The sequence below is a fragment of the Limnobaculum zhutongyuii genome (assembly GCF_004295645.1).
In the GTDB taxonomy this organism is placed as follows: domain Bacteria; phylum Pseudomonadota; class Gammaproteobacteria; order Enterobacterales; family Enterobacteriaceae; genus Limnobaculum; species Limnobaculum zhutongyuii.
This window is the reverse complement of the sequence record NZ_CP034752.1, coordinates 1,277,747-1,300,354: the sequence shown is the minus strand read 5'-3', so window position 1 is coordinate 1,300,354 and position 22,608 is coordinate 1,277,747. Positions and strand designations below refer to the sequence as shown.

15 protein-coding genes and 1 pseudogene are annotated in these 22,608 nt (G+C 44.5%); 12 read left to right on the top strand and 4 right to left on the bottom strand.

What is annotated here, in order from left to right; genetic code table 11:
- Window positions 1-58: 58 nt before the first annotated feature.
- A complete protein-coding gene (nfo, locus tag EKN56_RS05420; protein WP_130590874.1) occupies window positions 59-916 on the bottom strand; it encodes a deoxyribonuclease IV in 858 nt (285 codons plus the stop codon).
- Window positions 917-1,012: 96 nt separating this feature from the next.
- Window positions 1,013-2,095 (bottom strand): YeiH family protein, encoded by a 1,083-nt coding sequence (locus EKN56_RS05415; RefSeq protein ID WP_130590873.1) that lies wholly within the window; start codon window positions 2,093-2,095, stop codon window positions 1,013-1,015.
- 112 nt (window positions 2,096-2,207) lie between these two features.
- Between EKN56_RS05415 and yieE the strand changes: the two genes are divergently transcribed.
- The 9 genes from yieE (at window position 2,208) to cirA (ending at window position 14,240) form a co-directional block, all read left to right on the top strand.
- Window positions 2,208-3,110 carry a DNA-binding transcriptional regulator YeiE gene (yieE, locus tag EKN56_RS05410; RefSeq protein WP_130590872.1) on the top strand — a complete coding sequence of 301 codons (903 nt, stop codon included), beginning with the start codon at window positions 2,208-2,210 and terminating at the stop codon, window positions 3,108-3,110.
- Between the two features lie 154 nt (window positions 3,111-3,264).
- Window positions 3,265-4,764: an amino acid permease gene (locus EKN56_RS05405; protein ID WP_130590871.1), complete on the top strand. Its 1,500-nt coding sequence runs from the start codon at window positions 3,265-3,267 to the stop codon at window positions 4,762-4,764.
- Between the two features lie 362 nt (window positions 4,765-5,126).
- Window positions 5,127-5,495, top strand: a complete 369-nt coding sequence (locus EKN56_RS05400; RefSeq protein ID WP_130590870.1) for a hypothetical protein — start codon at window positions 5,127-5,129, stop codon at window positions 5,493-5,495.
- Between the two features lie 5 nt (window positions 5,496-5,500).
- Entirely contained in the window at window positions 5,501-6,376 is an 876-nt protein-coding gene (locus EKN56_RS05395; protein WP_130590869.1) for a tetratricopeptide repeat protein, read from the top strand.
- A 237-nt stretch (window positions 6,377-6,613) separates the two neighbouring features.
- A complete protein-coding gene (locus EKN56_RS05390) occupies window positions 6,614-7,762 on the top strand; it encodes an ABC transporter substrate-binding protein (protein ID WP_130590868.1) in 1,149 nt (382 codons plus the stop codon).
- 28 nt (window positions 7,763-7,790) lie between these two features.
- The gene (locus EKN56_RS05385) at window positions 7,791-8,873 is read left to right on the top strand and encodes a FecCD family ABC transporter permease (RefSeq protein WP_130590867.1); all 1,083 of its coding nucleotides are present in this window, start codon (window positions 7,791-7,793) and stop codon (window positions 8,871-8,873) included.
- Window positions 8,870-9,658 (top strand): ABC transporter ATP-binding protein, encoded by a 789-nt coding sequence (locus tag EKN56_RS05380; RefSeq protein ID WP_130590866.1) that lies wholly within the window; start codon window positions 8,870-8,872, stop codon window positions 9,656-9,658. Before EKN56_RS05385 ends, EKN56_RS05380 begins: the two co-directional genes overlap by 4 nt.
- A gap of 135 nt (window positions 9,659-9,793) precedes the next feature.
- Window positions 9,794-11,938 (top strand): TonB-dependent receptor domain-containing protein, encoded by a 2,145-nt coding sequence (locus EKN56_RS05375; protein WP_246019970.1) that lies wholly within the window; start codon window positions 9,794-9,796, stop codon window positions 11,936-11,938.
- Window positions 11,939-12,278: 340 nt separating this feature from the next.
- A complete protein-coding gene (gene cirA / locus EKN56_RS05370; RefSeq protein ID WP_130590864.1) occupies window positions 12,279-14,240 on the top strand; it encodes a catecholate siderophore receptor CirA in 1,962 nt (653 codons plus the stop codon).
- 164 nt (window positions 14,241-14,404) lie between these two features.
- Here the strand turns inward: cirA and metG are convergent.
- Window positions 14,405-16,442 (bottom strand): annotated as a pseudogene (gene metG, locus EKN56_RS05365) (methionine--tRNA ligase).
- 285 nt (window positions 16,443-16,727) lie between these two features.
- On the opposite strand from metG, the gene apbC reads away from it, so the two are divergent.
- From apbC to asmA, 3 genes are all read left to right on the top strand, one after another.
- Entirely contained in the window at window positions 16,728-17,843 is a 1,116-nt protein-coding gene (apbC, locus tag EKN56_RS05360; protein WP_130590863.1) for an iron-sulfur cluster carrier protein ApbC, read from the top strand.
- A gap of 274 nt (window positions 17,844-18,117) precedes the next feature.
- Window positions 18,118-18,699: a dCTP deaminase gene (gene dcd, locus EKN56_RS05355; RefSeq protein WP_130590862.1), complete on the top strand. Its 582-nt coding sequence runs from the start codon at window positions 18,118-18,120 to the stop codon at window positions 18,697-18,699.
- A 49-nt stretch (window positions 18,700-18,748) separates the two neighbouring features.
- Window positions 18,749-20,617: an outer membrane assembly protein AsmA gene (gene asmA, locus EKN56_RS05350; protein WP_130590861.1), complete on the top strand. Its 1,869-nt coding sequence runs from the start codon at window positions 18,749-18,751 to the stop codon at window positions 20,615-20,617.
- A 65-nt stretch (window positions 20,618-20,682) separates the two neighbouring features.
- On the opposite strand, the gene EKN56_RS05345 is transcribed toward asmA, so the two are convergent.
- Complete coding sequence (locus EKN56_RS05345) at window positions 20,683-22,263, bottom strand: TerC family protein (protein ID WP_130590860.1); 1,581 nt, start codon at window positions 22,261-22,263, stop codon at window positions 20,683-20,685.
- Window positions 22,264-22,608: the final 345 nt, after the last annotated feature.

Genomic DNA, 22,608 nt, shown 5'->3' with positions numbered 1-22,608 from the left:
TTAGAGCGTAATGAAACACCTTGCGGTGTTTCATCTTTCGGGCCACTGCAAGCACTTTTCAAACAGCCTCAGCCACTTTCTGTTGGCTCTTTAACCAAGCTATTTCATCTTTCCAGATATCCGGATTAATGGTTTCCAGAATCAGTGGAATATTATCAAAACGTTCATCACGCATAATGTAGCTGAAAACGGTTTTGCCGATATTTCCTTCACCCAGACTGTTATGGCGGTCAACCCGGCTGCCAAACTCGCTTTTAGCGTCATTCAGGTGCATGCCACGCAGATAATTAAATCCAACGATATCGCTGAAACGAGTAAAGGTTTTCTCACAATCGTCTTCAGTTCGCAGGTCATAACCTGCCGCAAAAGCATGACAGGTATCAATACAGACACCAACCCGACTTTTATCTTCAACATCATCAATGATGGCGGCCAGATGTTCAAACTTAAAACCTAAGTTACTGCCCTGACCAGCGGTGTTTTCTATTACAGCAACAACGTTTTGGGTTCGGTCTAACGCAATATTAATAGATTCAGCTATGCGTTTAAGGCATTCATCTTCATCAATCTGCATCAGATGGCTGCCGGGGTGAAAGTTCAACAACGTCAGGCCTAACTGTTGGCAGCGTTCCATTTCATCAATGAAGGCATCACGGGATTTCTGCAAGGCCTCTTCTACCGGATGGCCAAGATTAATCAAATAGCTGTCATGAGGTAAAATTTGAGCGGAGCTATAGTGATATTGCTCGCAAGCACTGCGAAAATCAGATATCACCTCTTCGGTTAGTGGTGCCGCTCGCCACTGGCGCTGGTTTTTGGTAAACAGCGCGAAGGCGGTTGCCTCAAGCTCATGGGCTCGGATAACTGCCTGATCTAATCCACCAGATGCACTAACGTGTGCGCCAACAAACTTCATATCTATTCTCCTGTATTGCCAGCCAATATTATCTCACACTTTAGGTAGCAACATCTATTAACAACTAATTAACGTTAACAGTAAACAGACAATCGGTTAAAGACCAAGATGATGAATGGCAAGATTAATAAGTGCGCCTCCCGCGATTAGCCAGACAAATAGCAGTGTGGCAAGTAATAGCGGTTTGATCCCCGCCTGGCGAATAGCGCTGAAGTGAGTGGTGAGTCCCAGTGCCGCCATTGCCATAGAGAGCAAAATGGTATCCAGGTCGATAAGGGTTTTTACTGCCACATGAGGAAGCAGATCCAGAGAATTAAACCCGGCAACCACGATAAACAGTACGGCGAACCAGGGAATCACGATAGCGCTTTTTTGTGCTGCCTGTGATGAGGCACTTTTCTCACTGCGATTGAGATAGCCGGAAAGTAGTAATAAGAAAGGTGCTAGCATCATAACGCGGATCATTTTGACAATGACTGCACTGTTGCCTGCATCGTCAGAAATGGCTCGACCAGCGGCCACGACCTGTGCCACCTCATGAATCGTAGAACCAATATAAATACCAAAGTCGTTATCAGAAAATCCTAACAGGTGATATTTCATTTCTAACTGATACAACCATGGATAAAGAAACATGGCGATAGTGCCAAAGATGACGACGGTTGCAACGGCCACCGCAACCTTACTGGATTCTGATTTAACGACCGGATCTGCCGCCATAATGGCTGCGGCACCACAAATACTGCTGCCTGCACCAATTAGCAGGGTGGTTTGCTTATCCAGACCAAAAAGATGTTTTCCCGCCCAACAAGCCAGAAAGAAGGTAGAGATCAGAGTAAGGGCATCAATAATAATACCACTGGTACCAACATCGGCAATTTGCTGAAAGGTCAGGCGAAAGCCATACAAAATGATACCCAGTCGCAATAATTTCTGTTTGGCTAAATGCACACCGGCGTCGCAAACAGAAGAGATGGCAGGGTAGACAAGGTTACCTAATACCATACCAATCACAATGGCCAGCGTTAAGGCACTGAGTCCCATCTGAGCGACTGCTGGTTGGTTTGCCGCATATATAGAGAGTAAAGTGATGGCACCAGTCAGTAATAAACCCGGCAACAGTGGCGTTGCTGATTTAAACATTGAAGGTTTTACCGTAGATAAATGACTCTGTTGCATATATGACGACCCGTCTGACAGTGAATAGGCTTACAAAAATAAAGTAATTGGCTATAAAAGAGAAATTGATTATATATTTATAACTAATCGAAATAAGTGGTAAGGAGCAGCAATGCACATCACCTTGCGTCAGCTTGAGATATTTGTCGAAGTGGTAAAAAGTGGTTCAACTACTCAGGCATCTTCCGTTTTAGCATTGTCACAGTCAGCGGTGAGTGCCGCGCTGGCGGATTTGGAAAAACAACTTGATGCCGCGTTGTTTGATCGCGTGGGCAAGCGATTGGTGGTAAATGAAAATGGCCGATTGCTCTATCCTAAGGCGCTCTCTTTATTGGAAAGAGCGATGGAGGTTGAGCGGCTTTTTCAACAGCAAGATGGCGCGTTGCGAATTGCAGCCAGTACCACCATTGGCAACTATATGTTGCCGGAGATGATTGCCACTTATCGTCAGGATTTTCAGTCCACACCGCTGGAGTTGATTGTCGCCAATAGCCGGGAAGTGATTCAGCTGGTCTCTGACTTTCGCGCGGATCTGGGGTTAATAGAAGGGCAGTGTCATAGCCCTGAACTGATATCTCGTCCATGGATGAGTGATGAGCTGGTGGTGTTTGCCGCGGCGGGACATGCGCTAGCCCAAAAGCCTGTGACAATAGATGACCTGATAAATGCACCATGGATATTACGTGAAGCTGGATCAGGTACCCGCGATGTGCTGGAACATAACCTAATGTCACACTTACCCGGAGCCAGACCCATATTAGAGCTGGGTAATTCCGAAGCAATTAAACACGCGGTTCGCCATGGTATTGGTATCAGTTGTTTGTCGCGCAGAGTCGTCGCAGAGCAGTTAGAAAGTGGTACTCTGGTTGAGTTAAAGATTCCGTTTGCTCCTCTTGAACGCAGGCTATATTTGATCTATCACCGTCAGAAACATATTTCTGCCAGCTTGCTACGTTTCTTATCTTATTGTCGGGTTGAGCCACATATACTGGCAGATATTCAACTATCTGATTAAATAATCATCAAAAACGTATTATAGGGTTTTGCTAATAAGATCTTCAGAATTATGAATGAATCTTATATTGAGAGGTTTGATGTTATCCCGCGATCTATCCTTTGCTACAATCGCGCTCTTTTTAGTAACAGACAAGCAAATAGATAGGTTAAGAATGGCTCTGGTCGATACAAAAGATTCAAAGGAAAAAAACGTGCCGGGATTGCGTCGGGTACTGAAAGCGCGTCATTTAACAATGATTGCCGTCGGTGGTTCGATCGGTACCGGTTTGTTTGTGGCATCCGGTGCGACTATTGCTCAGGCAGGTCCTGGCGGTGCACTACTTTCCTATGCGCTGATTGGCCTGATGGTTTATTTCTTAATGACCAGTCTGGGTGAGCTTGCTTCTTATATGCCAGTTTCTGGTTCATTTTCTACTTATGGTGCCAAATATGTTGAGCCAGGCTTTGGCTTCGCGCTGGGCTGGAACTATTGGTATAACTGGGCAGTAACCGTTGCTGTTGACTTAGTTGCTGCTCAATTAGTGATGCAGTATTGGTTCCCAGAGACGCCGTTTGGGTTGCCAAGTTGGATCTGGAGTGCGCTGTTCCTGAGTTTAATGTTCTTACTGAATTACATCTCAGTGAAAGGATTTGGTGAAGCCGAGTTCTGGTTTGCTCTGATTAAAGTGGTTACGGTAGTGATCTTTATTGGTCTTGGCTTGCTGATGATTTTTGGCATCATGAAAGGTGGACCAACTTCAGGCTGGCATAACTGGACTATCGGTGATGCGCCATTTGCCGGTGGTTTCTCGGCCATGATTGGTGTGGCCATGATCGTTGGCTTCTCTTTTCAGGGAACTGAGCTTATTGGTATCGCTGCGGGTGAATCAGCCGATCCAGCGCGTAATATTCCACGTGCTGTACGTCAGGTATTCTGGCGTATCCTGTTATTTTATATTTTTGCGATTCTGATTGTCAGCGTATTAATTCCTTATACTGACCCGAGTCTGTTACGCAATGATGAAACGGATATTAGTGTGAGTCCGTTTACGTTGGTATTCCAACATGCAGGTCTGTTATCTGCTGCGGCAGTGATGAATGCGGTTATTCTGACTTCGGTGCTTTCTGCCGGTAACTCTGGTATGTATGCTTCTACCCGTATGCTGTATGCTTTGGCTGCGGAAGGTAAAGCACCAAGGATTTTTGCTAAGTTATCTGCTGGCGGTGTACCGCGTAATGCATTAATAGCCACCACGGTTGTGGCAGGACTTTGTTTCCTGACCTCAATGTTTGGTAATCAGCAGGTTTATTTGTGGCTGTTGAATACTTCGGGAATGACAGGTTTTATTGCCTGGTTAGGTATTGCTATCAGTCATTACCGCTTCCGTCGTGGTTATATTGCGCAGGGACATTCACTGGATGCATTGCCATATCGTTCAGGCTTCTTCCCATTAGGACCAATTTTTGCTTTTGTATTGTGTTTGATTATTACTTTAGGGCAGAATTACCAAGCCTTCCTGGAAGACAATATTGACTGGGCAGGTGTTGCGGCTACTTATATAGGTATTCCGCTGTTTTTGGCAATTTGGTTTGGATATAAAATAATTAAAAGAACAAAATTTGTCCGCTATAAAGAGATGGATTTTCCCAAAACAGAAATCCGGGAAGAGTAATTAGTAACCATTATATTTAAGAGCGGCGTATTATACGCCGCTTTTTAGTAGAGATAGTCATCAGGATGTATTATTACTTTTGCGAATAAAACTCCAAAAGTGTGATCAACTTATTTGATGAATACTATATTCATATCTCTTTTCACGGTGTTATATTAAACTGTGCTAAGATTGGATAGGTTTCGCTTTGGCGAGGTTGTGCTGCTTTTCGTTTTGTATCTTTATTTGTAACCAGAACGATCTGAAGTTGTTTAGCGATACTCATTTTATTGCTTGCGTTATATGCGATCGACCTTGGTTTGTATCATGCGATACATCTATAATTTATAAAACTGCAATCAATTTTTTAAGGTAACAGATTGATGAAAAGAACATTGATGTTGGCCGCAGTAGGGCTGGTCCTTATTAGCATCAACGGTTGTGCGAAGTTCGAAAAAAAGAACACCCAACAGGCTAATAGTAACGAACAGTCGTATAACCAGCGTTTTCAGGGATGCCTTGTTCGTTTGGAGACATTAAAGAAGCTTGATTTTAACAGCTATAATCAAAGCAAGATGATGATGGACTCAAACATGGAAACGGCAACCAAGTATCTTGCTATGCGTTCAACATTGGGACCGGATACAGTGAATGTCATGGATAGCGTTTATCAGGCGAAACTTGCCAGAACCTGTCAGCATATTGATGGACAAATCTACTCATTATTGTTAGAGCAAGCGGACAGGAAATAATAGCTATGTTAATTAAACGTTATCACTGTGCATTGATTCTAAGCGTTTTAACACTAATGGTGACGGGTTGCGTCGACAAAAAACAAAACGATGACGCATCTTCTGCATTTGGTCAGCCAATCGATCCTTCGCAACAGAATATGTTAGGTGGTCTGCAGCAATATCTTTCTCAAATTCAAAAACAGGGAAATGCAGGCGACCAGATGGCTCAACGTCGGATGGGTGACATTCTTATTGCATCAGGTGAAAAAGCTCAGGGTCTGGGATGGATTAAGTCTTCAGCAATCGGTGGTAATGTTGATTCTCAGCTTCAACTGGCGGATATGTATGCGAACGGCGTAGATATGATGCCTAACTATGATGAAGCCTTTATTTGGTATAAAAAAGCCGCTGAGCAGGGTAATGCTCGTGCTCAGGGAGAAGTCGCTTCAGCCTATTTAAATGGTAAGGGTGTTGAGTTCAATCTGGAACAATCCATTTATTGGGATAGTCTGGCAGCCAAGCAAGGTATTGCTAACTCTCAGAATAACTTGGGTGCTGCCTATACTCATGGTGAAGGTGTTCCACAAGATCCGGAACAAGCCGTTTACTGGTATACCAAAGCTGCTAATCAGGGCGTTACTGAAGCACAGTTTAACTTAGCGGGTTCTTATTACTTAGGTCAGGGCGTAGCAAAAGACGATCAGCAAGCTTATGCCTGGTATGCGACCGTTGCTAAATATGGTGACAGTGATATTGCTGGTACTGCCAAAATGGTAATGGAAAAACTGACGCCGTCTCTGAGTAAAGAAGGTAAGCTGGCTTCCTCCAAGAGTCTGGCTCAGCAATACATTTCAATGTATTCACCAACAAGAAAAAATTTAGTTTTTACTGAATACTGATACTGTTTCAGATAGGGTCGGAAAGCCTGTATTGTCATTTAATGGATAATATAAGTTTTTCGGCCTTATTGTTTTAATTTGATACCTGCTGATAAATTCCTCTCGTTTATTCCCCACGCTTTTACTCTGTATGACTTATCTCTCCCTTTTAGTATCCCTTTGGCTTTTATGATTGATAATCATTCTCTTTTGCATTATTGTTTGCATCTTTGAATCTGTAGGGAAGAGGCATCATCTATGAAGCAACTTAATCATTCTCTGGCAAAACGTTTTAGTCTGTCCTTATTATTAGGCAGTTCGCTGTTATTCAGTGCGGGTGCATGGGCTGAAACTATTACCGATATAGCCGATCGTAAGGTTGAGCTCCCGAAGAAAGTCGATCGTATCTTATTGGGTGAAGGCCGCCTAATTTATGCTGTTGCGCTATTAGAGGGTGATAAGCCTCTGGACCGTATTGCTGGCTGGCAGGGTGATTTCCGTAAGCTTGATCCCCATACTTATGCTGCTTATAAAGCAAAATTCCCTGAGATTGATAAAATTCCTTTAATTGGTAACACCACCGCTGAAAGCATCAGTCCGGAAAAGGTTCTGACGCTTAAACCTGATGTCGCTATCTTTGGTTTGTCTGGTCATGGTCCGGGCCGTAGCAGTGAGCTGGTTACTCAGTTAGAAAAAGCCGGTGTACCGGTTGTATTCATTGATTTTCGTACTGCACCGCTGAAAAATACAGTGCCAAGTATGCGTATCCTCGGCAAAGCTTTGCAACGGGAAGAGCAGGCGGAGCGTTATATTAAGTTCTATCAGGATAACGTGGCTAAAATCACCAATGTCACCAAAGATATTCCTGAAGACCAAAAGCCAAAAGTCTTTATTGAGTTGAAAGCGGCTACCGCAGAAGATTGTTGTGGTACGGCAGGAAACGGTAATATGGGCGACTTTATTGATTTAGCCGGTGGCGCTAATATCGCTAAAAATTTATTACCGGGTGCCTTAGGTACCGTTAACCTGGAAAAAATCATCGCGACTAATCCGGATGTTTATATTGCCAGCGGTGCTCGCGGTGCAGATGCCAAAGGACCGGGTGTTAAACTGGGTGCGGATGTTTCCTATGATGTGGCTCGTGCAAGTCTGGAGAGCGCATTGAAACGTAAGGGCATTGATACGTTACCAGCGGTAAAAGAGGGTAGAACTTATGCCATCTGGCACAGCTTCTATAACTCACCCTATAATGTTCTGGCTATTCAGGAATTCGGTAAGTGGTTCTATCCTGAAAAATTTAAAGATATTAATACTAATGAGACCATGAAGACGCTGTATAAAGACTTCCTGGCCATTGAGCCAACAGGTACCTACTGGGTAGGTGCTGTCGGTGAAAATAATAAATAATCTATAAAGCAGCAATGGTTGTCATTGAATGAGCATAAGTAGCAATTCGGCAGTAAAAGCTAATACCCCGGCTGAAGTGGGTGTAATGGGTCGTTATCATCGCATTTTGCGTAAGCGCTTGATGATTTTAGCCATCGTTTTGCTGGCAATTATTGGATCTCTTGTGCTTGATTTTATCATGGGGCCTTCGGGCCTCACGATAGCAGAACTGTGGCAAACATTGTGGCATTCTGAAACGGTTGATGCCGGAACTCAGGTTATCGTTTGGGATATTCGCCTGCCTTATGCCCTGATGGCAATAGTGGTAGGAATGGCTTTGGGTTTGGCTGGTGCAGAAATGCAAACCATTCTGAATAACCCATTAGCCAGTCCCTTTACTTTAGGGGTTTCCTCTGCGGCTGCTTTCGGTGCGGCGCTAGCTATCGTATTGGGGATTGGTATCCCCGGCATTGATCCTCAATGGTTTATTTCTGCCAATGCGTTCATTTTTGCCTTACTGGCAGCGTTTATGCTGGATGCGGTAACTCGCTGGACAAGGGTTGCCACCTCGGGTGTCGTGCTGTTTGGTATTGCCCTGGTGTTTACCTTTAATGCATTGGTTTCCATGATGCAGTTTATCGCATCTGAAGATACGCTTCAGGGACTGGTTTTCTGGACGATGGGAAGCCTGGCGCGAGCAACCTGGATAAAATTAGGCATTCTGTTAGCGGTGTTCCTGGTTCTGTTCCCATGGTCAATGATGAACGCCTGGAAACTGACGGCGTTAAGATTAGGTGAAGACCGGGCAATCAGCTTTGGTATTGATGTTCGTCGTTTACGACTGACGACATTGCTGCGTATCAGTATGTTATCTGCTTTGGCGGTGGCATTTGTTGGGCCGATTGGTTTCATCGGTCTGGTTGCACCGCATATTGCCCGTCTGATTTTTGGTGAAGACCATCGCTTTTATCTGCCAGCCAGTGCTTTAATTGGTGCGTTGGTATTATCGATGGCCTCTGTAGCCTCTAAAAACTTGATTCCTGGTGTGATTATTCCGGTTGGTATTGTGACTTCATTAGTGGGTGTTCCATTCTTCCTGAGCATCATTTTGCGCCACAGAGGGCAGGTATGATGACTGGTTTACAAGCGAATCATTTTAATGCGGGTTACCCGAGAAAAAAAATCATCACTGACCTGTCGATCCCTGGGTTATCAAGAGGGGAAATTACTGTTCTGTTAGGTCCTAACGGTAGTGGTAAATCGACCTTATTACGTTCTTTTGCCGGATTGAATCACGCGACCGGTGAACTACTGCTGGATGGTCAGGATTTAATGAAACAGCCTTTTGCCCAACGGGCGAAAAGCGTGGTTTATCTGCCTCAATCATTGCCTGCCGGAGTGCATCTGCATGTGCTCGAATCTATCGTGGTTGCTCAGAGAGCTTCCGGTGGTAGCCATACAGAAAAAGGCGAAGCCGAAGTAATGGCACTGTTGCAACAGCTGGGTATTTCTCATCTGGCATTGAGCTATCTGGATCAACTTTCAGGTGGGCAGAAGCAATTAGTTGGCTTAGCCCAATCTCTGATTCGCCAACCGTCACTATTGTTGCTTGATGAACCATTAAGCGCATTGGATCTCAACTATCAATTTCATGTCATGGATTTGGTACGCAAAGAGACGATTAAACGCAATATCATCACGGTAGTGGTGGTTCATGATATCAATATCGCTTTGCATCATGCGGATCATGTTCTGATGCTGCAAAATGGCAATCTTATTGCTGATGGTAAACCTGACGAAGTGATCACACCTGAAAGCCTGGCGCAAGTTTACGGGGTTCGTGGTCGTATTGAACGCTGCTCTCAGGGGCGTCCACAGGTATTAATTGATGGTTTAGTCGAACATCCAATATATTGAATGCGTTAGTTGTTTATATTTTTGTTAAAAGTTAGATAGCGGTCGCAAAAAAACTTTAATCCCTTCGTAACGCTAATGATATTAATTATCATTAGCGTTCTTTTTTATTTTGTATTTACATTTATGGATGAAGGGATGAACACAAACACATTTAAATTTAATCCAATAAAATATGCTGGATTTTGTCTTCCGCTATTGGGGCTGGTTACTACACAGGCGGTAGCTGAAGAGAATGATAGCGGTAATGTAATGGTGGTGACAGCCTCCGGTGTTGAACAACGCTTTAAGGATGCGCCTGCCAGTATTTCTGTTGTGACCTCTGAACAGTTAGAAAAAGAGATGGGAACGGCATCAACCGATCTTGCCGATATTCTTGAACGCGTTGCAGGGGTAAGTAAAGCCATTGGTACTGACGTTAGTTCCGGTATTCAACTGCGCGGTATGCCTGCTTCCTATACATTGTTACTGGTAGATGGAAAACGTATTGGTTCCAGTAACGGCCTCAAGACCACCCAACAAAACTATTTTGATGATATTAACTGGATCCCAGTTGAATCTATTGAGCGCATTGAAATTGTTCGAGGCCCAATGTCTACGCTATATGGTTCTGATGCCATGGGTGGGGTAGTTAACATTATCACTAAAAAGAACAATAAAGAGTGGAACGGCGCTTTAACTATCGGTACTCGTCAGCCAGAAGATTCTAAAAGTGGTGAGACTACGACTTATACCGGTAGCGTTGGTGGCCCATTAGGCAATGGTTTTACGTTACGTATGAATGGCTCATGGAATAAACGTGATGCGGATAAAACCGATACCAGTGCTTTGCGTTGGGGGAGTGGTCAGGAAGGTAAGAAACGTTATAGCTATGGTGCAGATTTAAGTTGGGATATCACAGATAACCATCAGGTAAGTATTGGTACATTACAGGGAACGGAAGAGGGTATTCCTGGCGAGACTCTGGATGGTGATGAAGTTGGTTTACGTGGTATTTCCAAGCTGGAACGTGAAAACTATTCCGCCGCTTATCGTGGACTATTTGATTTTGGTAGCGTCAGATTAACCGCTTATGAGAATAAATATAAAAACTCAGCCAGCGATGTGCCGGTGATTTCAGGGGGAGCACTGGTAGGGACTGAAGATACCAAAATCCGAGGCAAAGATAAGATTATTGAAGGGGATATCAATCTACCTTTCGAGCTTTGGTTACCACACAATGTCACTATTGGTGGCCAGTGGATGAAAGAAGAGCTCAACAACCCAAGATCGATGGGCACCAATAAATATGCTGCCGCTTCTTATGGCAAACATACCGGAGAGGCAACCAGTAAAGGCGTATTTGTTGAAGATCAGATTGGGTTATTAGACGATCTGACGTTGACGCTGGGGGTTCGCTATGATGATACCGAATATGGCGATCAAACCACACCAAGAGCCTATCTGGTTTATCAGGCTAATGATTATTTGACATTGAAAGGCGGATATTCAGAAGGCTTCAAAGCGCCAACGATACGTCAGGCCAGTCCAGGTTTTGTTGAAGAGTCAAAAGGCGCTGGATGCAATGGTTATGCAGACTATACCGGTGGCGGCTGTTATATCGTCAGTAATGGCAATCTGAAGCCTGAAACTTCCGAAAACTGGGAAGTTGGTGCATTATTTAATTATGAAGGATGGGATGCAGGCATCACTTTCTTTGATAGTCGTTTCAAAAATAAATTAGCTACTGCGCCAATTGGCTATATCACCGGAGATAAATCGGGTCGTTACTGGTTAGAACGTGTGAACCTGGATTCCGCCAGAACTCAGGGCATTGAAGGTAATCTGAATATTCCTCTGATCAGTGAGCCAAAAGGCCAGTTCCTGCAGAAATTAACCTTACGTAATAACTATACCCGTATGATAAAAGCAGAGGACGATCAGGGTGTGATGCTGGTCACTACGCCTAAATTCACCAGTTATTCATCACTGGACTGGAGCGTAACGCAAGATCTTGATTTCTCATTCAGCGCTCATTATTACGGAAAAATGTTAGGCTTAAACAATAAAGCCGATCAGGAATCTCGCGGTAGTACTGCAACTGCGCGTATCAGAAATTCCTACACGCTTTATGGTTTATCTGGCCAATATAAGATAACTAAGAATTTCCGTTTTAATGCCGGTATCGATAACCTGTTCGATAAAGATCTTGTCTCTTCTGAGCCATCAGGAAGTGCTTCATCCGGTAATAACTATTATGTTCCTGGTAGAACTTACTACGCTTCAATAACGGCTTCATTCTGATAAAAGCAACCCGTTAACATGAAAAGCCGTGATAATTATCGCGGCTTTTTTACTGCTCGATCCTCCTGGTTCTCATCTGTCACTTTAATTCCTTAGTATTAACAATGTTAATTTAAATGTGTTTTTTTGTATCATTTTATTGATAATGATTATCATTTGTTTTAATGTGTTCACCCCATCAATCACATCGTATTTTTGAGATAAGTGGAAATTAATAACCATAGAATTCTAATGGGTATGATGGTGATGTGGTTTTTCTGGAATAGTGAGCATTTAATTCTAACTGTAAATAATAATCATTATAAAAAATTATTATCATTACCAATGGTAGAGGACTTAGATGACCAGGTTAGTGCTTAATCCAATGATTCGGGCAGGGATATTTGTACCAATTATATTTACCAGTACTTCGGTGTTGGCGGCGGAAGGTGACACTATGGTGGTAACGGCTTCAGCCGTGGAGCAGAACATCAAAGATGCGCCAGCCAGCATTAGTGTTATTACCGGTGAAGATTTACAAAAGAAACCGGTGCAAAATTTGAAGGATATTTTGCAGGAAGTACCGGGTATTCAGTTAACCAATGAAGGAGATAACCGTAAAGGTGTCAGTATTCGTGGACTGGATAGCGGCTATACGCTGATTCTGGTTGACGGTAAACGTGTAAATTCCCGCAATGCGGTGTTTCGCCATAACGATTATGACTTAAGCTGGGTTCCGGTTAATGCGATTGAACGCATTGAAGTGGTTCGTGGGCCAATGTCTTCACTGTACGGCTCTGATGCCTTGGGCGGTGTCGTTAATATCATTACTAAGAAGGTGAAAAAGAGTTGGACCGGTTCGGTCAGTGTTGATAGCACTATTCAGGAAAACCGAGATAAACGCGACAGTTTTAACACCAGTCTTTATGCCAGTGGGCCTTTGATTGACGATCTGCTATCGGTGAAGACCTATGGTAATTTTGCCCACCGGGATAAGGATAAGCCGAATAAGTCGGCAACCAGCGCCACTGGAATAACCGGGGCTATTGAAGGCTATAACAGCCGTGATGGTAATGTTGAATTCTCTGTCACACCCAATGACGACCATGAATTTCTGATGAACTACGGCTTTGACCGTCAGGACAGAGAGTCGAATTCACTGGATAAAACGCGTCTTGAGCGTCAAAACTATGGCCTTTCACATAATGGCCGCTGGGGATTTGCCAGTTCAGAATTGCGCTTTTATGGCGAGAAGATTGATAACTACACTACGCAAAAGCTGACATCGGAAAGCAACTCACTGGATGGTAAATTTATTCTGCCGATTGACGCTATTAATCAAACCATGACCTTTGGCGGTGAACTACGTCGCGATGAGTTAAAGGATCCAGTGAACCTGCAGGGAAGTGGCTCCACCTCTACCAAACAGCATGCACTGTTTCTGGAAGATGAATGGCGTATTTTTGATAATCTGGCACTAACGGCAGGAACCCGGGTCGATGACCATGAAGATTATGGTGACCACTGGAGCCCAAGAACCTATCTGGTATATAACGCAACCAATACAGTCACCTTAAAGGGTGGTTGGGCGAAAGCGTTCAAAGCACCTTCACTGTTACAGCTAAGTCCGGACTGGCAGTCTAACTCTTGTAGAGGGTCATGTATTATTTCTGGAACGCCAGACCTGAAACCAGAAACCAGTGAGAACTATGAACTTGGTGTGTATTATGCCGGAGATGACGGCATTCTGGATGGGGTGAGCGGCAGCGTTACGGTATTTGAAAATAATATTGAAGATATGATTAACATATCACGTACTGCTAATAAGGCGGATGCGGTCAATTATCCTAACTTTATTGGTCTTGACCCGACAACGGGCAAACCGATGTTTGCTTACTATAACGTAAATAAAGCGCGGGTTCGTGGAGTTGAAACCGAGGTGGCCGTTCCAATTAATGACGTCTGGAAAGTACGGTTAAATTACACCTATAACGATGCTCGCGACTTAAGCAACGGCGGCAATAAGCCACTGAAGGAGCGTCCATTCCATACCGCAAACGGTACGCTGGACTGGAAACCAACCGATGACTGGTCTTTCTATGCTTCAGCTAACTACACGGGTAAGCAACGTTCCATTACGCCAGCGGTATCTACTCCTGGGGGGTATGTGGTTTGGAACACCGGGGGAGCATATCAGGTAACGAAAAACCTGAAATTACGCGCCGGAATATTAAACCTGTTAGACAAAGAACTGGATAGGGATATTTACAGCTATAACGAAGAAGGTCGCCGTTATTTTGTGGCTGCGGATTATTCATTCTGATGTTATTGCTTAACTGAGTATTCAAATACCGAAGACTCAGAATTTTTCGACCGGGCAGGGGTAATATGAGTAATTGCTATTTACGGTGGAAATATTCTTTGAAGAGAAGGTAGAAATAATAAGGGCTATGAAATTTCATAGCCCTTATTTTTACACTGGAAAAGTTACTTAACCGACATTCCCGGTTGAGCGCCGCTATCCGGTGTTAACAGGAAGATATCGTTACCGCCAGGGCCTGCTGCCATGACCATGCCTTCTGACACGCCAAAACGCATCTTTCTTGGTGCCAGATTAGCCACCATCACCGTCAGACGGCCTTCAAGGGCTTTCGGGTCTGGATAGGCACTCTTGATACCAGAGAATACCTGGCGAATTTCACCGCCTAGGTCCAGAGTCAGGCGTAGCAGTTTGTCTGAACCTTCCACTTCTTCGGCCTGCTTGATTAACGCCACGCGCAAATCAACTTTAGCAAAATCATCAAAAGTAATGGTTTCAGCAATCGGCTCACGGACCTGTCGCTGCTGCTTTTGGCGCACCAGACTGCATAGCCTGTAGATCGGCTTTGGATGATTCAACCATCGCATCAACCTTATCACTATCAATGCGGTTAAATAGCGCTTTGAATCCGTTAACTTTATGACCTGATAACGGTTGTTCAATCTCATCCCAATGCAGTTCTTTATTCAGGAACGCTTCTGCACGTTCAGTCAGTGATGGCAGAACTGGTTTCAGATAGGTCATCAATACGCGGAACATATTGATACCCATCGAGCAAATTAGTTGCAGATCTTCATCCCGGCCTTCTTCTTTCGCTACTACCCATGGTGCCTGTTCATCAACGTAACGGTTAGCAATATCGGCCAGAGCCATAATTTCGCGAATCGCTTTGTTGAATTCACGCTGGTCATAGTATTCAGCAATGGTTTTTGCCGACTGGATAAAGGTTTTGTATAGCTCAGGATCGGCCAGTTTTGTGGATAATTGACCATCAAAACGTTTATTGATAAATCCGGCATTACGGGAGGCCAGATTAACCACTTTATTCACGATATCGGCATTAACGCGCTGTACAAAGTCTTCCAGATTGAGATCGATATCATCAATACGGGAAGAGAGCTTCGCCGCGTAGTAATAACGCAGACAGTCTGGATCCAGATGCTTCAGATAGGTACTTGCCTGAATAAAGGTACCGCGCGATTTAGACATCTTAGCGCCGTTAACCGTGACATAGCCATGTACAAACAGATTGCTTGGCTTACGGAACTGGCTGCCTTCCAGCATGGCTGGCCAGAACAGACTGTGGAAGTAGACAATATCTTTGCCGATAAAGTGATAAAGCTCGGCATCGGAACCTTCACGCCAGTATTCATCAAAACTTAAATCATCACGCTTGTTGCACAGGTTTTTAAATGAGCCCATGTAACCAATTGGCGCATCCAGCCAGACATAGAAGTATTTGCCCGGCGCATCCGGAATTTCAAAACCGAAGTAAGGGGCGTCGCGGGTGATATCCCACTGTTGCAGACCGGTATCAAACCACTCCTGCATTTTGTTCGCCACTTGTTCCTGCAAGGCACCTGAGCGAGTCCAGGCCTGCAGCATTTCCTGAAACGCAGGCAGATCAAAGAAGAAGTGCTCGGTTTCACGCATTTCTGGTGTTGCACCTGAAACGACAGAGCGCGGATTAATCAGCTCTGTAGGGCTGTAAGTGGCACCACAAACTTCACAGTTGTCACCGTATTGGTCTGGCGCTTTACATCTGGGGCAGGTGCCTTTTACAAATCGGTCCGGCAGGAACATTGATTTCTCAGGATCGTACAGCTGAGAAATGGTACGGTTTTTAATAAAACCGTTAGATTTTAACCGACCATAGATAAGCTCGGATAACTCACGGTTCTCTTCACTGTGTGTGGAGTGATAGTTATCGTAACTAATAGAGAAGCCTGCGAAATCCTTCTGGTGTTCAAGGCTCATCTCATCAATCATGCTCTCAGGGGTAACACCAAGTTGCTGAGCTTTCAGCATAATAGGTGTGCCGTGGGCATCATCAGCACAGATAAAGTTAACCTGGTGTCCACGCATTCGCTGATAACGGACCCAAATGTCTGCCTGAATATGCTCGAGAATATGACCGAGATGAATTGAACCGTTTGCGTATGGTAGCGCACAGGTCACCAGTATTTTTTTCGCGACTTGAGCCATAGTTAGTGTCTTATCTTTGTTAAGTGGAATGAATGGGAACCATTGATGTTAACTGATTGAATCACACACGGCTAGGTGCTATTTCCTTCTGATGACGATAATTTTTGATTGAGTGCAGGCATTGCTTCTTTTTTATGGATGAAACACTTTGTTGGAGGGGGAATAACTGCTGAACAAGGTTACGTGTTTTTATTCGTCATCTGTTATGCTAATAGGCAGTATGAGTCGCCATGCATGTATAGTCATGTTTGTCGTAAAACTAGCTGATAATAAAGAGGAGTAGGGATGAACCAACAATCCCAAGGGTCAGTGACGCCAGAAGCATTAAACCAACAGGTTACAGAGCTGCTCGCTACGTTCACCCATCCAACACTAAAGAAAAATTTGAGCCAGCTTAAAGCTCTTCATCACTGCGCAATGTTAGATAACGTATTACATATCGAACTGCACATGCCGTTTGCCTGGAAAACCGGGTTTGAAGCGTTAAAAGCAGAAAAAAGTGCTGAGCTGATTAAAGCCACTGGTGCCGCTTCGGTTGAATGGCGCCTGCATAATAACGTTGTCACTCTAAAACGTGCTAACGATCAGGCGGGAGTGAAAGGCGTAAAAAATATTATTGCTGTGAGTTCCGGTAAAGGTGGCGTGGGAAAATCCAGTACCGCGGTAAACTTGGCGCTGGCGCTGGCAGCCGAAGGTGTCAAAGTGGGCATTCTTGATGCTGACATTTATGGTCCTTCAATTCCAACCATGTTAGGTACGGCCAATGAGCGTCCAACCTCGCCGGACGGCGAGCATATGGCTCCTATTATGGCCCATGGTTTGGCAACTAACTCCATTGGTTATTTGGTGGAAGATGGGAATGCCATGGTATGGCGTGGGCCAATGGCCAGCAAAGCGTTGTTACAGCTGCTGCAGGATACCTTATGGCCTGATTTGGACTATCTGATCATTGATATGCCGCCGGGAACCGGTGATATTCAACTGACTCTGTCGCAGAACATTCCGGTGACGGGAGCGGTTATCGTTACTACTCCGCAGGATGTTGCATTAGTCGATGCGATGAAAGGGCTGGTGATGTTTGAGAAGGTTCACGTTCCGGTGTTGGGTATCGTTGAAAATATGAGCATTCATATTTGCAGCAATTGTGGTCATCAGGAAGCTATTTTCGGCACCGGTGGCGCAGAGAAGCTGATTGCTAAACACGGTAGTCAACTGTTAGGCCAATTACCGCTGCATATCACTATTCGTGAAGATCTGGATCGCGGTCAACCAACAGTGATTTCAAATCCGGACAGTGAATTTAGTGAACTGTATCGCCAGGTTGCGGCTAAGATTGCTGCGGAACTCTACTGGCAGGGACATACCATTCCATCTGAAATTAATATCAGAACCATGCTGTAATTTACCGCTTGTTTGAGATATCCCGGTGTTTGTTTTGGTGCCGGGATATTTCTGTCAAAATATTTTCTGTTTTTATCTCCACTTCATTTATGACGCCAGAGACGACATATTGCCGTTTTCGCTGGATAATAAAGCACCTGTTAGCGGAGTCCCGCTATTATTAAAGGGATACTCTGGCAAACTGATGATAATATATCGAGATTATTGGTTTTAATTATTTGAAATCATAGCAAGTACTGACGCGAAGCCACTAAAGCACAGGAGAGTTACCGCCATGAGATTATGCGATCGGGATATTGAAGCCTACCTTGATAGCGGCAAGCTTAAAATAACGCCCCGTCCGCCTGTTGAGCGAATTAATGGTGCAACCGTTGATGTTCGTTTAGGTAATCAGTTTCGCGTATTTCTTGGGCATACCGCCGCCTATATCGATCTGAGCGGGCCAAAAGAAGAAGTCTCGGCAGCTCTTGAGAAGGTAATGAGCGATGAAATCAATCTGACAGAGGATGAGCCTTTTTTTCTGCATCCGGGCGAGTTAGCTTTGGCCGTTACGCTGGAATCAGTATCGATTCCTGATGATATTGTCGGCTGGTTGGATGGGCGTTCTTCACTGGCGCGTTTAGGGTTGATGGTTCATGTTACCGCTCATCGAATCGATCCCGGTTGGCAGGGCAAGATTGTGCTGGAGTTTTATAATTCAGGTAAATTACCGTTAGCGTTGCGTCCGGGTATGGTAATCGGCGCATTGAGTTTTGAACCGTTGAGTGGGCCAGCCGCCCGGCCTTATCATCGTCGTGAAGATGCAAAATATAAAGGGCAGCAGGGCGCCGTAGCCAGCCGCATTGATAAAGACTAACTTATTAATTTGATGGATTAAATGTGCTAACCGTTGGGGACAGTATTCCATGAGACGATTCTTAACCACATTGGCGATTATTCTGGTAGTCGTTGTTGCCGGAATGACAGCGCTGATTTTATTGATTAATCCGAATGATTTTCGTGATTACATGGTGAAAAACGTCGAGGATAAAACCGGCTATCAGCTAAAAATTGAAGGGGACCTGCGTTGGCACGTTTGGCCTCAGTTAAGTATTCTGGCCGGACAGATGAGCCTGACAGCACCCGGTGCTTCTAAACCGATAATTGGTGCTGAGAATATGCGTTTGGATGTTGAGCTGTTCCCCCTGTTATCTCACCAGTTAATTGTTAAAAACGTGGTGTTAAAAGGCGGCGTTATTCAGCTAATTCCGGAAACGCAAAGCCAAAAATCACAGGATGCACCGATTGCTCCGGCAGGTACTCACGCGCCTAAGTCTCCGGCTGAATCAACAGCATCAGACTGGTCCCTTGAGTTAAGTAAGGTAAGAATTGCAGATAGCCTGTTAGTCTGGCAGCGTAGTGAAAACGATATTATCAATGTTCGGGATATTAATCTGACGCTTACCCGCACCGATACCCGTAAAGCAGATGTTACTGCCAAGGCGCGCATTAATCGCGACCAGCGAGAATTAAGTTTTTCACTGGATGGTGGACTCAATCTGAATCACTTTCCACAAGGGTTAGAACTGGCAGTTAATAGCCTTGATTATCAGTTGCAGGGAGCTGATATTCCAGTGGAAGGCATTCAGGGTAATGGTAGCTTTAATCTGTCTTATCTTAGTTCACCACCGGGCATGAAAATATCCCCGCTGGCGTTAACCTTTAACGGGAACCATGTAACCGCCGATATTTCTGCGACACTGGATGACACCCCGGTTTACACGCTGGCAGTGAAAGCAGATTCGCTGAATTTGGATCAGCTTTTTCCTCAGGCGGTAACTAAAGATAATAATGAAGAGGGAGCAATAGCCAGTGCCAAAGAAACGCCTGCGCCCGTGACGTCTTCTGCCAATGGATTAAGCATTCAGCCTGATTTAAGCTTTTTAAAGACCTTTAATGCTCAGTTGGATCTTGAGGTTAATAATCTGGTTTATCACGGTGTTCCAGCCAGCTCGGTTGTGATGAAGGGAAGCAATCAACAAGGTAAAGCAGTGATTGATTCTTTGCAGGCGGTTATTGCTGGTGGTTCTGTTAAAGCGACAGGAACCGTAGATGCAACCTCTGCGGTTCCCCAGATTACTGTTAAACCCACGATGCAGAACGTAGCGTTGGGGGATTTGCTGAAAACGCTGAATTATCCTCAAACCTTAACCGGAACAGTAACGGCTCAGGGTACTTTCAATAGCATAAATAGTAATTTCAATGATTTTGAAAAAGGCTGGCAAGGATATGCACATATCAATATCAATCAGGCCCGACTGCACGGGCTCAATATCCAACAGCTGATTCAGCAAGCGGCTTCCCGTAGCAACAGTGATGTGAAGGGAATGGAACATTATGAACGCTATACGGAAGTGAAAAATCTGGTGGTTGATACCGTTTTCAATCAGGGGCAACTGAAAGTGACCCGAATGAATGGCGCATCAGAGCTATTGACGGTAGCGGGAACCGGTGTATTGAACCTGCCTGCTAAATCCTGCGATATGAGATTAAATATCAAGGTAACGCAAGGCTGGCAGGGCAAGTCTGATATTGTCTCATTGCTGCAAAAGAGTGTGATTCCTTTACGCATTTATGGACCGTGGAACAAGCTGAACTATCAGTTGAACGTAGAACAAATTCTGAAAGACCAGCTGAAAGGGGAAGTGGGTAAAGCGATCGACAAGTGGCTGGATAAGAATAAAGACAAGCAAGAGAGCAAAGACATTCAGAAGCTGTTAGAAAAACTAAGATAACGATAAAAAAAGAAGGCGCATTATGCGCCTTCTTCATTTGTTCAGAGTAGGGTGTTTGTTAAGCGTTACTCATCTTCCAGTTCTGGTTCTGCCAGTGAAGTAATTCGAACCTTCAGAATACGGTGGCTGTTAACTTCCAACGGTTCATAAAGCCATTCACCAATTCTCACCTGTTCGCCCACGCCCGGGATATGCTGGGTATGTTCCATCAACAAACCGGCTAAAGTGTGATATTCGCGCTTCTCTTCAATTTCAATTGGAATATAAACCACCAGATCGTCCAGCGGCATATAGCCGTTGGCAATCCAGCTGCCATCAGCCTCATGTTGAATATCATGGCGAGCATCGATATTTTCACCATCAACAGGCAGATTACCGGCGATGGTTTCCATAACATCGGTCAGAGTAACAATACCTTCCACTGAACCAAATTCATCGACCACAAAAGCAAAGTGTGTTTTAGCTTTACGGAATTGTTCCAGCGCCATGAGTAAGGATACGGTTTCCGGGAATATCAACGGTTGTTTAATCAGCGAGCGGATATTTAAGTCCGGATGTTCTAAATGATGCTTTAGCAAATCATTAACGTGCACCACACCTAACGGTTCATCAACGGAACCATCTTCCGTTACCACCATTCGCGTATGCTGGTTTTTGTGTAGCAGCTGGCGAATGGTCTCTTCCGGCTCACTTAAATCCAGATTTTCAATATCATGACGAGAAGTCATGATACTGCCAACAGAGCGCTGAGCCATGCCTAATACACGTTCGATCATGCGACGTTCTTGTTGGTTAAACAGCCCGTCATCTTCTTTCGTATCGGCAATCAGATTTGCACTATAGTTATCCAGCTCGGCATCTTCGTGTTTTCCACTCAGCATACGCAGAACAGCTTCTGCAGTGCGCTGGCGTAGTGGACGGCTGGACGACAGATATTTACGGCGGTTGGCTATTGATAGTTGGTTAAATACTTCAATCAGAATAGAGAAACCAATCGCGGCGTACAGATAACCTTTCGGAATATGGAAGCCAAATCCGTCTGCTACCAGGCTGAAACCAATCATCAGCAGGAAGCTAAGACACAAAATAACGATGGTTGGATGTGCGTTTACAAAGCGTGTTAGTGGCTTACTGGCCAGTAACATCAGACCCATGGCGATACAGACGGCAATCATCATAACGGCCAGATGATCGACCATACCAACCGCGGTAATCACTGAGTCTAATGAGAATACGGCATCCAATACCACTATTTGCGCAACAACCGCCCAGAATTTGGCACCTTTTTGCTGGGTTTGATCGTCGTGGTCTTTCCCCTCTAACTGCTCATTCAATTCCATGGTTGCTTTAAACAGCAGGAACAGACCACCGATCAACATGATCAGGTCACGTCCACTAAAAGGATGTTCAAGCAGGTGGAAAAGCGGCGCGGTTAGCGTAGCAAGCCAGGAGATACTGGCAAGTAATCCCAGGCGCATCACTAATGCCAGAACCAAACCGACAACGCGTGCGCGGTCTCGTTGATGTTTAGGGAGCTTGTCAGCCAGAATGGCTATGAAGACGAGGTTATCAATACCCAGAACGATTTCGAGCACAACCAACGTTGCGAGGCCGGCCCAAATTGTTGGATCAGCGATCCATTCCATAAGTCAGGTGGTTACCTTCAGGTTACACAGCACATGCTGCTCGAATAATTGTATGGTGTAAACGCGATGACGACAATAATTTATGTCATTGTAAATCATAGCAGAAGTTAAAAAGTCTATTAATGTGGGACATTTTTCCTGTTTTTCGATAATAATCACTGGGTTTTATCACGCATAAATCACCATGAATTCATGGTAAAACCTGTACTAAAGCCAAACACTAACAGTAATAAGTTTAACGCCAGCAATTTCTGCAATAGCAATTTCTGTCGTACCAATTGCAACTTTGCTGGGGTATCATAATTGTTATGAATAAGTTGTTCACTTGTTGTTATTTTAACGGGT